The organism is Saccharothrix syringae, assembly GCF_009498035.1.
Classification (GTDB): domain Bacteria; phylum Actinomycetota; class Actinomycetes; order Mycobacteriales; family Pseudonocardiaceae; genus Actinosynnema; species Actinosynnema syringae.
In genome coordinates, this window is the sequence record NZ_CP034550.1 from 8,736,830 (window position 1) to 8,751,621 (window position 14,792).

Annotated in this window: 12 protein-coding genes and 1 pseudogene; 9 read left to right on the top strand and 4 right to left on the bottom strand. The window is 75.1% G+C overall.

Features of this window, described 5'->3' with window-relative positions:
* Positions 1-54: 54 nt before the first annotated feature.
* From EKG83_RS36275 to EKG83_RS36300, 6 genes are all read left to right on the top strand, one after another.
* Positions 55-3,027, top strand: coding sequence for an AfsR/SARP family transcriptional regulator (locus EKG83_RS36275; protein WP_033427877.1), 2,973 nt, complete (start codon positions 55-57; stop codon positions 3,025-3,027).
* Positions 3,028-3,245: 218 nt separating this feature from the next.
* Complete coding sequence (locus tag EKG83_RS36280) at positions 3,246-3,554, top strand: hypothetical protein (protein ID WP_033427878.1); 309 nt, start codon at positions 3,246-3,248, stop codon at positions 3,552-3,554.
* Positions 3,555-3,589: 35 nt separating this feature from the next.
* Positions 3,590-4,429: a LytR/AlgR family response regulator transcription factor gene (locus tag EKG83_RS36285; RefSeq protein WP_194282962.1), complete on the top strand. Its 840-nt coding sequence runs from the start codon at positions 3,590-3,592 to the stop codon at positions 4,427-4,429.
* Positions 4,426-4,845: a DUF485 domain-containing protein gene (locus EKG83_RS36290; protein WP_228122347.1), complete on the top strand. Its 420-nt coding sequence runs from the start codon at positions 4,426-4,428 to the stop codon at positions 4,843-4,845. Before EKG83_RS36285 ends, EKG83_RS36290 begins: the two co-directional genes overlap by 4 nt.
* Positions 4,842-6,560 (top strand): sodium/solute symporter, encoded by a 1,719-nt coding sequence (locus tag EKG83_RS36295; RefSeq protein WP_033427879.1) that lies wholly within the window; start codon positions 4,842-4,844, stop codon positions 6,558-6,560. Before EKG83_RS36290 ends, EKG83_RS36295 begins: the two co-directional genes overlap by 4 nt.
* Positions 6,557-7,729, top strand: coding sequence for a histidine kinase (locus EKG83_RS36300; RefSeq protein WP_033427880.1), 1,173 nt, complete (start codon positions 6,557-6,559; stop codon positions 7,727-7,729). The genes EKG83_RS36295 and EKG83_RS36300 overlap by 4 nt, the downstream gene beginning before the upstream one ends.
* A 130-nt stretch (positions 7,730-7,859) precedes the next feature.
* On the opposite strand, the gene EKG83_RS36305 is transcribed toward EKG83_RS36300, so the two are convergent.
* From EKG83_RS36305 to EKG83_RS48675, 3 genes and pseudogenes are all read right to left on the bottom strand, one after another.
* Positions 7,860-8,591: a class I SAM-dependent methyltransferase gene (locus EKG83_RS36305; protein WP_322746616.1), complete on the bottom strand. Its 732-nt coding sequence runs from the start codon at positions 8,589-8,591 to the stop codon at positions 7,860-7,862.
* Positions 8,525-8,776, bottom strand: coding sequence for a hypothetical protein (locus EKG83_RS36310; RefSeq protein ID WP_033427881.1), 252 nt, complete (start codon positions 8,774-8,776; stop codon positions 8,525-8,527). Before EKG83_RS36310 ends, EKG83_RS36305 begins: the two co-directional genes overlap by 67 nt.
* Before the next feature lie 111 nt (positions 8,777-8,887).
* Positions 8,888-9,229, bottom strand: a pseudogene (locus EKG83_RS48675) (transposase); the annotation flags it as partial.
* Positions 9,230-9,645: 416 nt separating this feature from the next.
* On the opposite strand from EKG83_RS48675, the gene EKG83_RS36320 reads away from it, so the two are divergent.
* Genes EKG83_RS36320 through EKG83_RS36330 form a run of 3 tightly spaced genes read left to right on the top strand, consistent with a single transcriptional unit; the run spans position 9,646 to position 12,647 of the window.
* Entirely contained in the window at positions 9,646-10,491 is an 846-nt protein-coding gene (locus tag EKG83_RS36320; protein ID WP_033427882.1) for a metallophosphoesterase family protein, read from the top strand.
* Entirely contained in the window at positions 10,488-11,147 is a 660-nt protein-coding gene (locus EKG83_RS36325) for a 4'-phosphopantetheinyl transferase family protein (RefSeq protein ID WP_033427883.1), read from the top strand. The genes EKG83_RS36320 and EKG83_RS36325 overlap by 4 nt, the downstream gene beginning before the upstream one ends.
* A 21-nt stretch (positions 11,148-11,168) precedes the next feature.
* Positions 11,169-12,647, top strand: coding sequence for a glutamate--cysteine ligase family protein (locus EKG83_RS36330; protein WP_033427884.1), 1,479 nt, complete (start codon positions 11,169-11,171; stop codon positions 12,645-12,647).
* Positions 12,648-12,672: 25 nt separating this feature from the next.
* Here EKG83_RS36330 and EKG83_RS36335 read toward each other — a convergent pair whose 3' ends face one another.
* On the bottom strand, positions 12,673-14,745 hold the full coding sequence (locus EKG83_RS36335) for a D-alanyl-D-alanine carboxypeptidase family protein (protein WP_051764469.1): 2,073 nt from the start codon (positions 14,743-14,745) through the stop codon (positions 12,673-12,675).
* Positions 14,746-14,792 lie beyond the last annotated feature (47 nt).

The following is a 14,792-nucleotide window of genomic DNA, read 5'->3' on the forward strand; positions in this document are numbered from 1 at the left end:
TCCGGCACCGGCCGGGGTACCAGCATGGTCGGGTCGGACGAGGATCGGAGGCGGTTGACCCTGTCGCGGGACGAGTTCGGCGTGCTGGGGTCCCTGGTGGTCCGCCGCGACGGCCGGGCCGTCCAGGTCACCGCCGCCAAGCACCGCATCGTCCTGGCCGCGCTGCTGCTGGGCGCGAACCGGTCGGTGCCCGCGGGCGAGCTGATCCGCCGGGTGTGGGGCGAGGCGCCGCCGGACCGGGCCGGGCGGACGCTGCCGGTGTACGTGATGCGCCTGCGGCGCGCGCTCGGCGAACCCGCGCTGATCCGCACCACCTCCAGCGGCTACCGGATCGACCTGCCGCCCGACGCGCTGGACCTGCACCGGTTCGACGCGCTGGCCGAGCGGGGCGCGGCGCTGGTCCGGGACGGCGACCTCGCGGCGGCGCTGCCGGTGTACGAGCGGGCGCTGGGGTGCTGGCGCGGCGCGCCGCTGGCCGACGTGCCCTCGCCGTCGTTGCAGGAGGTCGAGGCGCCGAACCTGGTCGAGCGGCGGTTGCGGGTGACCGCGGAGCTGGTGGACGTCAAGCTGCTGCTGGGCCGGTGCGACGAGGTGGTGGCCGACCTGCGCAGGCTGACCGCGCAGCACCCGCTGCGCGAGCGGTTCTGGTCGCAGCTGATGGTGGCGCTGTACCGGGCGGACCGGCAGGCCGACGCGCTGGACGCCTACCGGCAGGGCGCCACGGTGCTGGCGCGGGAGCTGGGCGTGGACCCGGGAGACTCGATGCGCGCGGTGCACCGGGCGATCCTCACCGGCGACCCGGCCCTGCACCGGCCGGCGGCGGCCGCGTGGGCGCCGGTGTCGCAGCTGCCCGCGCCGGTGGGCAACTTCGTGGGCCGCGCGGCCGAGCTGGTGCGGGTGACGGACCTGCTCACCCGGTCGGGGGCGACCGTGGTGGTGTGCGGGCCGCCGGGCGTGGGCAAGACGGCGCTGGCCGTGTCGGTGGCGCACGCGGTGCGCGACCGCTACCCCGACGGCCAGCTGTACGTGGACCTGCGCGGGCACTCCACGTCCCCGCCGCTGCCCACCTCGGCGGTGCTGGCGCGGTTCCTGCGGGCCATGGGCGTGCGGGCCGACCACATCCCGGTGGACGAGCGGGAGCTGGTGCGCGGCTACCGGGCCCGGCTGCGCGGGCGGCGGGTGCTGATCACGCTGGACAACGCGGCGTCGGCGGAGCAGGTGCTGCCGCTGCTGCCCACCGCGCCGGGCGCGCCCGGCGGCTCGGGGTGCTCCGTGCTGGTCACCAGCCGCATAGAGCCGCGCGGGACGCTGCGCGCGACGACCGTGCGGCTGGACGTGCTGCGCGCCGAGGAGGCGTGGAAGCTGCTGGCGCGCACGCTCGGGCCGGAGGTGGCGGTGGCGCAGTTCGACGCGCTGGCCGAGCTGGCGCGGCTGTGCGGGTACCTGCCGCTGGCGCTGCGGATCGCGCTGGGCAACCTGGTCGGGTCGCCGCACGTGGACGTCGCCTCCTACGTGGCGGAGCTGCGCGGCGGCGACCGGCTCGCGGCGCTGGCCGTGGACAACGACGACACCGCCGCGGTCCGGCGCGCCTTCGACCTGTCCTACGCGGCGCTCACGCCCGCCGCGGCGCGGCTGTTCCGGCTGGCGGCCGTGCTGCCGGGGCCGGACTTCGGCGCGGCGGGCGCGGCGGCGCTGCTGGAGGTGCCCGAGGGGGCGGCGCGGCGGCTGCTCGACGACCTGGCGTCGGCGCACCTGGTGCAGCGGGTCGGCGCGGACCGGTTCGCCCTGCACGACCTGCTCCAGGACTACGCCGCCGACCGGGCCGCGGCGGCGGGCGAGGACGTCGGCGCGGCGCGGCGGCGCCTGTTCGACTGGTACCTGCGCACCGCGGTCGAGGTCGGGGACGTGCTCTACCCCGAGCTGGGCACGTCCGGGCCGCCGCGGCTGTCGCCGGGGGCCGCGCGGGCGTGGCTGGCGGCCGAGCGGCCCAGCGTGCTGGCCGCGACCGAGCACTGCGCCGCGCACGGCCCGCGCGCGCTGTCGTGGCGGCTGATCAGCGCGGTGAGCGGGTACTTCGGCTCGCACGGCCACCACGTGGAGTTCCTGCACGCCATCGACGCGGCGCTGGGCGCGGCCCGCGCGGAGGGCGACCGGGACGCGGAGGCGTCCATGCTCATCTGGCTGGCCACCGAGCACCGCAACCTGGGCAACCCGCGGGTGGCGCTGCGGCACCTGGCGGCGGCCCGCCCGGCCGGCCTGCTGGCGTGGCTGCACTCGGGCCTGGCGGGCGTGGTCCACATGGAACTGGGCGACCTCGACGCCGCGGCCGCCTCGTTCGACCGGATGGCGACCCTGGTGGACGAGGACTGGGCGCCGCCGCACGTGCGGATCGGGGTGCTGGCCGGGCACGGCGCGGTGCTGCTGATGCGCGGCGACGCGGCGGGCGCGGCGGAGCTGCTGGCCGAGGGCCTGGCCCTGGCCCGCACCGCCGAGGGGACCAACGTGGAGGCGACGTGCGCGAGCGTGCTGGCGCGCTGCCGCACGCTGCTGGGCGACCACGCGGGCGCGGTCGACCTGCTGCGCCACGCCGAAGCCGCCTGGTACCGGACCGGGGTGCGGCACTCGCGGGCCGAGGCGACCGCGCACCTGGCCGTGGCGCTGTGCCTGGGCGGGGAGCACGCCGAGGCGCTGCGGACCGCCCAGCGGGCCCTGGCGCAGGTGCACGAGCTGGGCGGCTGCCCGCGGATCGAGGCGGAGGTGCACAACGCCCTGGGCCTGGTCCTGCGGCACCTGGGCGAACCGGCCCGCGCCGAGGCCGCGCACCTGCGGGCGCTGGAGCTGGCGACGGCCGCCGAGTACCTGTTCGGGGTGGTCCAGGCGCACGCGCACCTGGTGCGGGTGCTGGCCTCGGTCGGGCGGCGGGAGGAGGCCCTGCGGTCCGCGCGGGTGGTCGCGGAGCTGGCCGGGCGCGGCGGCTTCGGCTTCTTCGAGCAGGTGGCCGCGACCGCGCTGGCCGACCTGGCGTGACCGCGGGCGGCGGGAGAAGGCCCTGCGATCCGCGCGAGTGCCCGCGGAGCCGACCTGGCGTGACCGCGGGCGAGCGGGCCGGGTCGGGCACCGGTCCCCCGTGGACCCGTGTCGTCCACCACACCAATCAAGACCACTCCACCAGGTCGTTGACCTCCCACGCCACCGGCGCGAGCATCGGGTTCCGGAACACCGCTGGAGCGCAACTGGGGGACCGCATGACTTCCGATCCGCACGTCGGGCTGGCGCGGATCGCCGAAGGTCCACCCGGGACGTCCGCCGAGCTGGTCTCGGCGCTCACCGAGCTGGCCCGGCTGGCCAACCACTTCTCCGAGGTGGTGCGCGGCCTGCAGGAACCGACCCGGCGGCTCGTCGGCAGCGCGGCGGCGGCCTCGGTGTCGCTGGCCGCGCGGCGGGCCGAGGAGGCGTTCCTGGAGCTGGAGGTCACGCTGGGTGACGCGGCGGCCGCGCGGCGGTCGTTGCCCTTGGCCACCCCCAGGGGCGAGGATGGGCGACCAATGGTCTAATCGCCGACGCCGTCGACCGCACGCATTGGAAGCCGATGACCTCAGGACTCCCCTGTCCCCTCTGCGAGGGCCCGGAGCGCCGCGGGGCGCTGGAGCGGGCACTGCGGGTGCTCGCGGTGGACGACGAGGCGCCCGCCCTGGAGGACCTCGTCTACCTGCTGCGCTCCGACCCGCGCGTCGGCCACGTGGAGGCGGTGACGGACGCGACCAAGGCGTTGCGCACGCTGCACCGCGCCATGGACGCCGGGCAGCCGGTGGACGCGGTGTTCCTGGACATCCGGATGCCCGGCCTGGACGGGCTGGACCTGGCCCGGGTGCTGTCCCGGTTCGCCCAGCCTCCCCCGATCGTGTTCGTGACCGCGCACCAGGAGCCCGCGGTCGAGGCGTTCGAGCTCAAGGCGCTGGACTACCTGCTCAAGCCGGTCCGGGCGGAGCGGCTGGCCGAGTCGGTGCACCGGATCGTGCACGAGGTGCTGGACTCCAAGACCCCCGAACCCGCCGCCGCGGCGCCCGCCGAGAAGGCGCCGGACGTGGGCGACGAGGTCATCCCGGTGGAGCTGGGCGGCATCACCCGGTTCATCCGGCTGGCCGACATCCGCTACGTGGAGGCGCACGGCGACTACGCCCGCCTGCACACCGCCACCGGCAGCGGGCTGGTGCGCGCCGCGCTCAACGGGCTGGAGGAGCGCTGGCGGTCGGCCGGGTTCGTGCGCATCCACCGCAGCCACCTGGTCTCGCTCGGCCACATCGACGAGCTGCGCCTGGAGGACGGCCACCTCAGCGTCAACATCGGCGGCGCGGTGCTGCCGGTCAGCCGGCGGCACGCCCGGCACCTGCGCCAGCTGCTGGTGCGCCGCAACCGGCAACCGTCGTGACCGGGGCGCAGCCGCCGCGCCAGCGCGTGGTGGTCACCGGCCCCCAGCCGCCGCGCCAGCGCGTGGTGGTGACCAGCCCGCGCACCCGCGCGCCGCGCGCGCCCCGCCCGTACCCCGCCTCGCGGGAGATCGACGAGCAGAGCGAGCTGGGCGCGGTCTACATGCGGTCGCTGATCCGCACCCAGCGGCGGCTCGGGCTGCTGCTGTGCGCGGTGGTGTGCGGGAGCGTGGCGGCGCTGCCGCTGGTGTTCACCCTCGTGCCGTCGGTGGGCACCCAGCGGCTGCTGGGCCTGCCGCTGCCGTGGCTGCTGCTGGGCGTGCTGGTGTTCCCGGTGTTCGTGCTGGCGGGCTGGTTCTACGTGCGGCAGGCCGAGCGGGGCGAGCGCGAGTTCGCCGAGCTGGTGGAGAGGTCGTGAGCAGCACCTACGGCGTCATCGCGGTGCTGGCGGTGGCGATCGGCACGGTGCTGGTGGGCACCTACGGGCTGCGGATCTCCCGCACCACCTCGGACTTCTTCGTGGCCTCGCGGACGGTCTCGCCGTGGTGGAACGCCTCGGCCATCGGCGGCGAGTACCTGTCGGCCGCCTCGTTCGTGGGCATCGCGGGCCTGATCTTCGCGCACGGGCCGGACATGCTGTGGTTCCCGGTCGGCTACACCGCGGGCTACCTGGTGCTGCTCGCGCTGGTCGCCGCGCCCCTGCGGCGCAGCGGCGCGTACACGCTGCCGGACTTCGCCGAGGCCCGCTTCGCCTCGCCGACCGTGCGGGCGGTGGCCTCGGTGTTCGCGCTGGGCATCGGGTGGCTGTACCTGCTGCCGCAGCTCCAGGGCGCGGGCCTGACCCTGCACACGGTCACGGGCGCGCCGGACTGGGCGGGCGCGCTGGTGGTGGCGGTCGTGGTCACGCTGAACGTGGCCTCCGGCGGGATGCGCAGCGTCACGTTCGTGCAAGCCTTCCAGTACTGGCTCAAGCTGACCGCCATCGCGGTGCCGGTGGTGTTCCTGGTGGTGGCCTGGCACGCGCACGGCGCGCGGGACCTCGGCGGGCCGCGGCTGCCCGAGTTCACCCAGCGCACGACGGTGACCTTCGACAGCGCCACCTCGTTCCGGGTGCCGCTGGCCACGCCGTACGAGGGCGCGGGCGTGGTGGACGGGCGGCGGGTGGACGGCGCCGGCGAGCTGGCCGAGGGCGACCACACCGCGGCCGCCGGGTCGCGGCTGACCTTCCCGGCGGGCTCGGCCGTGCCGCACGTGAGCACGATCCCGGTCAACACCGACGAGACGTGGGCGCTGCCCATGCGCGGCGGCGAGCGGTTCCCGCTGTACGCGGTGTACTCGCTGATCATCGCCACGTTCCTGGGCACCATGGGCCTGCCGCACGTGATCGTCCGGTTCTACACCAACCCCAACGGGCGCGCGGCGCGGCGGACCACGCTGATCGTGCTGGCGCTGCTGGGCGTGTTCTACCTGGTGCCGCCGATCTACGGGGCGCTGGGCCGGCTCTACACGCCGGAGCTGCTGATGACCGGCGACACCGACGCGGTGGTGCTGGTGCTGCCCAGCCGGGTCGTCGACGGGCTCGGCGGGCAGCTGCTGGGCGCGCTGGTGGCGGGCGGCGCCTTCGCCGCGTTCCTGTCCACCTCGTCGGGGCTGATGGTGTCGCTGGCGGGCGTGCTGAGCCGGGACGTGCTGCGGTTGCGCGGGGTGCGCGGGTTCCGGTGGGCCACGGTGCCCGCCGTGCTGGTGCCGCTGGGCATGACGTGGCTGGTGGGCAAGGTGCCGGTGGCGGACATGGTGGGGCTGGCGTTCGCGGTGGCCGCGTCGTCGCTGTGCCCGCTGCTGGTGCTGGGCATCTGGAGCACCCGGATCAGCACGGTCGGCGCGGTCGCCGGGATGCTCGCGGGCGGGGTGCCCGCGCTGGTCGCGGGCATGGTGACGATCAGCGGCAGCGGCGGCGCGTGGTACGACGTGTTCCTGGCCAGGCCCGCCGCGTGGACCGTGCCGCTGGGGTTCGTCGTGATGTACGCGGTGTCGCTGCTGACGCCGCGCAGGGTGCCGCCGGGGGTGAACCACGTGATGGTGCGCTTGCACGCGCCGGAGAACCTGGGCCTGCGCAGCCAGGACCGCTTGTGACGCCGGTGTGGACGGTGGGCGCGGTGCTGCTGGTGGGTGCCGCCGTGGTGATCACGCTCTGGCGGACCTCCCGCGCCCGCAACGACTTCCTCACCAACGAGCAGCGGATCACCTTCGAGACGCTGCACACCGCGTGGTCGGCGGCGCCGCCGCTGCGCGCCGGGCTGGTGCCGGAGGCGGCGAAGAAGTCGGTCAGGCACCTGCGCACGCTGCTGGGCACGCCCGCGCTGGCACTGACCGACGAGACCGAGGTGGTGGCGTGGGAGGGCGCGGGCGCGCACCACGCGGCCGAGGCGATGGACCTGGCCGCGGAGGTGTTCGCCACCGGCCGCACCAGGGCGTTCGACATCACCTGCTCCACCCCGGACTGCCCGGTGCACACGGCGGTGCTCGCGCCGCTGACCGTGGAGGGGCGGGTGGTGGGCGTGCTGGCCGCGTACAGCCGGGAGGCGTCGGCGGGGCTGGTGCGGGCCACCAACGAGGTCGCGCGGTGGGCGTCGGGGCAGTTGGAGCTGGCCGAGCTGGACCGGTCGCGGACGCGGTTGGTGGAGGCGGAGGTGCGGGCGCTGCGGGCGCAGATCTCGCCGCACTTCATCTACAACTCGCTGTCGGCGATCGCCTCCTACGTGCGCACGGACCCCGAGCGGGCCCGCACGCTGCTGCTGGACTTCGCCGACTTCACCCGGTACTCGTTCCGCCGGGCCGGCGACTTCACCACGCTGTCGGAGGAGCTGAGGTCGATCGACCAGTACCTGGCGCTGGAGCGGGCGCGGTTCGGCGAGCGGTTGCAGGTGACGCTGCAGATCGCGCCGGAGGTGCTGCCGGTGACCGTGCCGTTCCTGTGCCTGCAGCCGCTGGTGGAGAACGCGGTGCGGCACGGCATGGAGGGCAAGGTCGGGCCGGGGCGCATCTCGATCCTGGCGGCGGACGCCGGGGAGGAGGCGCACATCACCATCGAGGACGACGGCATCGGCATGGACCCCGAGGCGCTGCGCCGCACGCTGGCGGGGCAGGTCGACGAGACGGCGGGCATCGGGCTGGGCAACATCGACGAGCGCCTGCGCCGCTGCTACGGCGACGACTACGGGCTGGTGGTGGAGACCGCGCCGGGGTTGGGCACGAAGATCAGCGTGCGGGTGCCGAAGTACTCGGCGGGCGTGCACGCCTGACCTCCGCGCGAGTCGAACCGCCGGCCCCGCCGTGTCGAACCTCCAGGACCCCCGAGTTCGACGTTCGGGGCACGCGGGTTCGACGTTCGGGACCCCGGGTTCGACGTTCGGGGCACGCGCACGGCACCGGTCATCCGTCCGACGTACCCGGGCCGTGCTCCCGGTCCCGCCGGGCGGGGACCGCCTCCACGAAGTGCGCGCCCGGGTTGATCCCGCCGGGCGGGCCGCCGAGCCGGGCCAGCGCGGTCAGCAGGGCCCGCACCCGCGGCTCGGTGAGGTACGGGGTCAGGCCCTCGACCACGAACAGCACGGCCTCGCGCAGGGCGCGGTCCAGCGGGTCCGCCGCCAGGTCGACGGGCACGTAGCGGGGACCTCCGGCGGGGGCGCGGCGGCGCTTGTCCGCCTGCGTCGCGGGGTGGTCGACCTCGAAGAACCGGACGCCGGGCCGGGCGAGCCGCCAGGCGCGGCTGTCGTAACCCGCGACGACGACTTGGCGGACACCGTCGTCAAGCGCGCGCCGCACCGCGTCGTCGTGGCCGAGGGGCCGGGCCGCGACGAGGGTGAAGGCGCTGTTGCGGCCCCAGCGGGCGAACGGGCGCGGCCGCGGGGCCCGGGCCACCAGCGCCCAGCGCGGGCGCGGCATCGCCTCGGCGAGCGGGTCGTCCAGGACACCGGGCCGGCGCGATGTTCTGCGCCGTGGCCGAAGGCGTCGACCGCCGCACTGGACCGGGGCGGCACAGCCGCGCGCCCCACCGCCGGGAGTCGGTGCGTTCCCGGGGCGGCGTCTGCCCCGGCTCAGGCGACGAGCAGGTCCGCGCCCAGTGCCGCCGACCCCGCGGCGGTCAGGCACGCGAGGGCCCACTGGCCCGGCCCGACCGGCGCGACCGGCGCGATCAGGCCCGCGCGCACCAGCGACCGGGCGGCGACCGGGTCGCAGAACGGCAGGTCGTCGACCCGCACGTCGGGTTCGGCGCTACCGGTCAGCTCGACCCGGTTGGCGGCGGTCGCGCGCAGCAGGGCGACCTCGCGTCTGGACAACTCCGGCATCTTCAGCCACCTCCACCAGGAACAACGGCCCCGCGGGCGCCTCCGGTCCACCCGTGGGACGCCCGCGCGGCGGCCGCCGTTCCCCTTTGCTCCGAGCGATCAACCCGCGGCCCTGGCGCCGCGCCGTTCCGCGGCGTCCAGGACCAGCCGCAGCCACTCCGCGTCGTCCAGCGCGCCGTCCACCGCGACGCGCCGCAGCCGCAGCCACAGGCCCGCCTCGGTCCACTCCTGGAACCGCCGGTGCACGGTCGGCACCGTGACGCCGAACGTGGCGGGCAGGTGCCGCCACGCGCAGCCGCTGGTGAGCACGAACACGATCGCGGTGAAGATCGCGCGGTCCGACACCCGGCCCCGGCCACCGCCCTGGCGGCGGACCTTGGCGGGCGGGATGAGCGGTTCCACCGCCGCCCACAGCGACGGCGGCACCAGGCGCACGGCCAGTTGCTCGATCACGTCGGCGTGCGGGGGGCGGGGTGGTGCTTCGGGCGCCCGGCGCACCCACGGCTCCTGCCTCTGGGCGTCGCCGCGCTGGCGGGCGCGCAGCAACGTGGCCAGGGCGGCGTCGTCGGCGCGTCGCGGCGCGACCGCGGGGTGCGCGTGCTGCTGCACCTGTCGGGCGATCTCCGCGCCCACCGTTCGGCCGAACGGCTGCACGGGACGTACTTGGTTGGTCATCGGGTCCTCCGCCCAGGACGTCGTGATACCCATCACGCTAGGAACACCCGGGCCTACTGGTAAGACGACGCGCGACGAACGGGAGCGGTGCAGCGTCACGCGGCCACCCGGACGCCGCTGAACGGCCCGCGACGCGCGACGAGCGGATGAGCGGTCACTCCCCGAGCCGGGCGGGCGGCGATACCCTCGGGGACGTGACCACGCCGCCCCGACTGCTCGCCACCAGCGACCTGCACGTCACCTACCAACAGAACCGGGACTTCGTCGACGCGATCCGGCCGCCCTCGCCCGACGACTGGCTGATCGTCGCGGGCGACGTGGCGGAGAAGTTCGACGACGTGGAGTGGGCGCTGGGCCTGCTGCGCCGCCGGTTCGCGCGGGTGGTCTGGTCGCCGGGCAACCACGAGCTGTGGACGACGAAGGACGACCCGGTGCAGGCCCGCGGCGAGGTGCGCTACAAGCAGCTCGTCGAGCTGTGCCGCAGCCTCGACGTGCTCACCCCCGAGGACGAGTTCGCGGTGTTCGAGGGGCAGGGCGGGCCGGTCGCGGTGGCGCCGCTGTTCACCCTCTACGACTACACGTTCCGGCCCGCGGGCACGACGGACAAGGCCACCGCGCTGGCCGCGGCCCAGGAGGCCGGCGTCGTGTGCACCGACGAGTACTTCCTGCACCCGGACCCGTACCCGAGCCGGGAGGCGTGGTCCGCCGCGCGGGTGGCGGAGAGCGAGCGGCGGCTGTCGGCCGTCGACCCGTCGCTGCGCACGGTGCTCATCAACCACTGGCCGCTCGTGCGGGATCCCACGTTCGTGTTGCGTTATCCCGAATTCGCGCTGTGGTGCGGCACGGAGCGCACCGCGGACTGGCACCTGCGGTTCCGGGCGGCCGTCGCGGTGTACGGCCACCTGCACATCCCGCGCACCATCCGCAAGGACGGCGTGCGGTTCGACGAGGTGTCGCTGGGCTACCCGCGGGAGTGGCAGCCGCGGGGCTGGACCGGCGCGCCGCTGCTGGACGTGCTGCGCGAGGGGGACGCCCGGTGATCACCGACCTGCTGCCGCCGCCGGTCTCGGCGGTCGACTCGTTCGGCGACCCCGACGGGGCGGTGCTGTTCCCCGAGGAGGAGGAGCACGTCGCCAAGGCGGTGGACAAGAGGCGCCGCGAGTTCACCACCGGGCGGCACTGCGCGCGCACCGCGCTGGCCGCGCTCGGCTTCCCGCCCGCGCCGCTGCTGCCCGGCCCCAAGCGCGAACCCCTGTGGCCCGCGGGCGTGGTCGGCAGCATCACGCACTGCCAGGGCTACCGGGCGGCGGCCGTGGGGCTGGTGGGGCAGGTGCGCACGATCGGGATCGACGCCGAGCCGAACGAGCCCACCCCGGACGGGGTGCTGGAGGCCATCGCCGTGCCCGGCGAGCTGGCCCGGATGCCCGCGCTGCGGGCGGCCGGCGACAAGGTCGCGTGGGACCGGCTGCTGTTCAGCGCGAAGGAGACGGTCTACAAGGCGTGGTACCCGCTGGCGCGCCGGTGGCTGGGGTTCGAGGACGCGGAGGTGACCCTCAACCCGGACGACGGCACGTTCAGCGCCCGCATCCTGGTGGAGCCGCCGGTCGTGGACGGGTTCACCCTCGACGGGTTCACCGGCCGGTGGCTGGCGCGGGAGGGGTTTGTGGTGACCGCCATCGCGGTACCCGCGCGCTGACCCACCGCTTGGAGGCACGGCATGGGCGACGAGGTCGCACGGCACGAGTTCACCCGCGAGGACCGCACCCGCTACCGCACGAAGGTGCGCCGCTGCCTCGACGTGTTCGCCCGCATGCTGCGCGAGTCGCGGTTCGAGCTGGACCGGCCCATGACCGGGCTGGAGATCGAGCTGAACCTGGTCGACGACGTCGGCGACCCGGCCATGCGCAACGCCGAGGCGCTGGAGGCCATCTGCGACCCGGACTTCGTCACCGAGCTCGGCCAGTGGAACGTGGAGATCAACGTCGCGCCGCGGCAGCTGACCTCCGGCGGGCTGGCCGAGTTCGAGAAGGTGGTGCGGGACTCCCTCAACGAGGCCGACCGCAAGGCCCGCGGCGCGGACGCGCACATGGTGATGGTCGGCATCCTGCCGACGCTCCAGGCCAGGCACATGGGCGCCGAGGCGCTGTCGGGCAACCCCCGGTACGCGCTGCTCAACGAGCAGGTGCTGGCCGCGCGCGGCGAGGACCTGCACATCGCCGTCGACGGCGTCGAGCGGTTGCAGATGACGGCCGACTCGATCGTGCCCGAGGCGGCGTGCACGTCCACCCAGTTCCACCTCCAGGTGTCGCCGGACGCGTTCGCGTCGTACTGGAACGCGGCGCAGGCGATCGCGGGCGTGCAGGTGGCCGTGGGCGCGAACTCGCCCTTTTTACTGGGCAAGGAGCTGTGGCGGGAGACGCGGATCGCGCTGTTCCAGCAGGCCACGGACACGCGCAGCGACGAGCTGAAGGAGCAGGGCGTCCGGCCGCGGGTGTGGTTCGGGGAGCGGTGGATCACGTCGATCTTCGACCTGTTCGAGGAGAACGTGCGCTACTTCCCGGCGCTGCTGCCGATCTGCGACCCCGAGGACCCGCTGCAGGTGCTGGAGCGCGGCGACACGCCGTCGCTGGCCGAGCTGCGCCTGCACAACGGCACCATCTACCGGTGGAACCGCCCGGTGTACGACGTGGTGCGGGACAAGCCGCACCTGCGGGTGGAGAACCGGACGCTGCCCGCCGGGCCGACCGTGGTGGACACGCTGGCGAACGCGGCGTTCTACTACGGGCTGGTGCGGACGCTGGCCGAGGAGGAGCGGCCGCTGTGGTCGCAGATGTCGTTCAGCGCGGCGGAGGAGAACTTCCTGGCCGGCGCGCGCAACGGCATCGACGCGCAGGTGTACTGGCCGGGCCTGGGCACGGTCCCGGCGGCGGAGCTGGTGCTGCGCAGGCTGCTGCCGATGGCGCACGAGGGCCTGGTCAAGCTGAAGGTGGACCCCCAGGACCGCGACCGCCTGCTGGGCATCGTGGAGCAGCGGTGCCTGACCGGCGTGAACGGCGCGACGTGGCAGGCGCGGGTGTTCCACCGGCACTACGACCACACGGCGCTGGACCGGCCCGAGGCGTTGCGCCGGATGCTGCGCACCTACCGGGACCTGATGCACTCCAACGAGCCGGTGCACACCTGGCCGGTGTCGTAGCGGGCCGCGTCCGGCGGTGGGGCGCTCAGAACCAGCCGCGTTCGTTGACGTTGAACATGAAGTCCCGCCACCGGGCGCGGATGAAGCTGAACCGCGGGCTCGTGCCCCACTCGGCGAGCAGCCTCGCCTCGACGTCGGCCTGGTGCCCGCGGGCGAACTCCAGCAGGGCCTGCGCCGCCGGGTAGTACGACCAGTGCCAGCGCTCCTCCATGTAGCCGGCCGACATGAAGGCCGAGGTGGTGGTGAAGGACTGGACGAACCCGTAGGTCGAGGCGTTGCGCTGGAGCCAGCCGTACTCGTCGGCGAACGCGCCCCCGGTCCGCCACCGGTCCGGGTTCATGTCGGCGTCGAACAGGTCGAAGTCGGTGCCCCAGTGGTGGCGGGAGATGCCGGGCGCGCTGGAGGCTTGGAGGATCTCCTGCTGGCGCTCGTCGTCGGTGAGGACGGTGAGCCAGCAGCGGCGGTGGGCGGGGTTGTCGGGGTCCCAGCGCACGTCGGCGCCGAGGGCGGGCGCGCAGCGGGTCCGCGCGCCGTCGCTGATCCGGTCGAACGGGCGGCCGCCGTGGGCGCGGTCGGCGAAGGTGAACTTGCGGTCCCAGATGGCGCGCTGCTGGGCGAAACCGCGGTGGTCGGAGTGGGCCAGGGAGCCGGCGGGCAGGGTGATGCCGGAGCCGGGTCGCCGGGCGGCCGCGCGGATCGCGGCGAGCATGCAGTCGCGCTGCTCGGTGGCCTCGCGGGTGACCGCGGTCGGCGGCGGGGTGAGGCCGACCACCCAGCTGATGACGTCCCGGTCGGCCATGCGGCCGATCACCGAAGTGCTGATGCGCGCCTTGGCCGCGTCGAGCGCGCCCTGGTCGGCGAAGGTGCGGCAGCTGCGGGGCAGGGTGGGCGGCGGCGCCTCCCGCTCCGTGGCGGCGGGCGTGGTGGCCGTCTGCTCCAGCACGCGCACGACCTCGCCCAGCAGGCGCCGCAACCAGCTCAGGAGGCCGTCGAGCCCTTCGGTTTCCGAGGTCTCCGGTGACGCGGTCCGCGGTGGTGCGGTGTCGCGTTGCACAGGCGTGCAGGTGGCGCCCATCCGAGTGACGGCTTCCTCGCCCATCGCGTCGTTGCGCGCCTGCGGGCCACCCAGTTCGGCCTCGACGTTGGCGTAGCGGCCGTGCGCGAAGCGGGCCGAGAGCGAGCCGTCGTCGCGGGCGTTGGGCGACTGGAGCACGACGTTGCGGCCCTGTGCGACCAGGCCGTCGAAGTCCGCCCTCTTGGTGACCAGGAAGAAGTCGTCCTTGTCCTGGCCGGGCGCGATGTGCGGGTTCCGGTCGGCCGGCACGTCGGTGGTGTCGGTGGCCCGGTTGTCGCGGGCCTCCGAGCCGAGTCGGCCACCGCAGGCGGGCGGGCCGCCGGGACCGGGGCAGTAGGCCAGGATGTCGATGCTGGGGCTCGGGTCGTTGTTGTGGAAGGCGGCGATGGGGGCGCCCTCCCGGCACATGCCTTCGCGCGCTTCCTCCTCCAGGGTGCCGGGGACGCCCATGCAGCGGCGGATCGCCGGCCACAGCTGCTGGTCGCGGAACGCGGTGATCTGGGCGATCGCGTCGGCCTTGACCGGGTCGCGGGCGCAGCGGCCCCTGTTCCAGCGGGGCCACAGGGCGTTCAGGGCGGTGTCGGAGAAGATGCGGTTCGGGTCGGCCTCGCACGTGCCGCCGCCGGTGGTCACGTGGATGTGGCGGGTGGTGTTGGTGAGGTGGACGAGGTTGACGTCGCAGCGGGGCACCAGCGACTGGGCGGCGCGCAGGCCGTTCACCTCGTTGCCGTGCAGGTGGACCATGCAGGTGGCCGGGTTGGGGCGCGGTGTGGAGGGCTCGGCGACCACCCCTTCCCGCACGGCCCGCTGCACCTGCCGCTCCTCGTGGCGCTCGCGCTCCTCGGTGTCGCAGTCGCAGGGTTCGGGCCCGCACCGCTGCACGGTGGCGAGGAGCCGGGTGGTGGCGGCGTTGCCGGCGGCGCGCTGGAGCGCCAGCAGGGGCGGCAGGCGGGTGGGGGCGCGGGGCGGTTCGGCCGTGGCCGTGCGGCGGCGCTGGTCGCCTCGTTGCTGCGGACGCGTCATGGCGATCACCCCGGGGTTGACGGTAGGCCGGGTGACGGGGTGGGAGC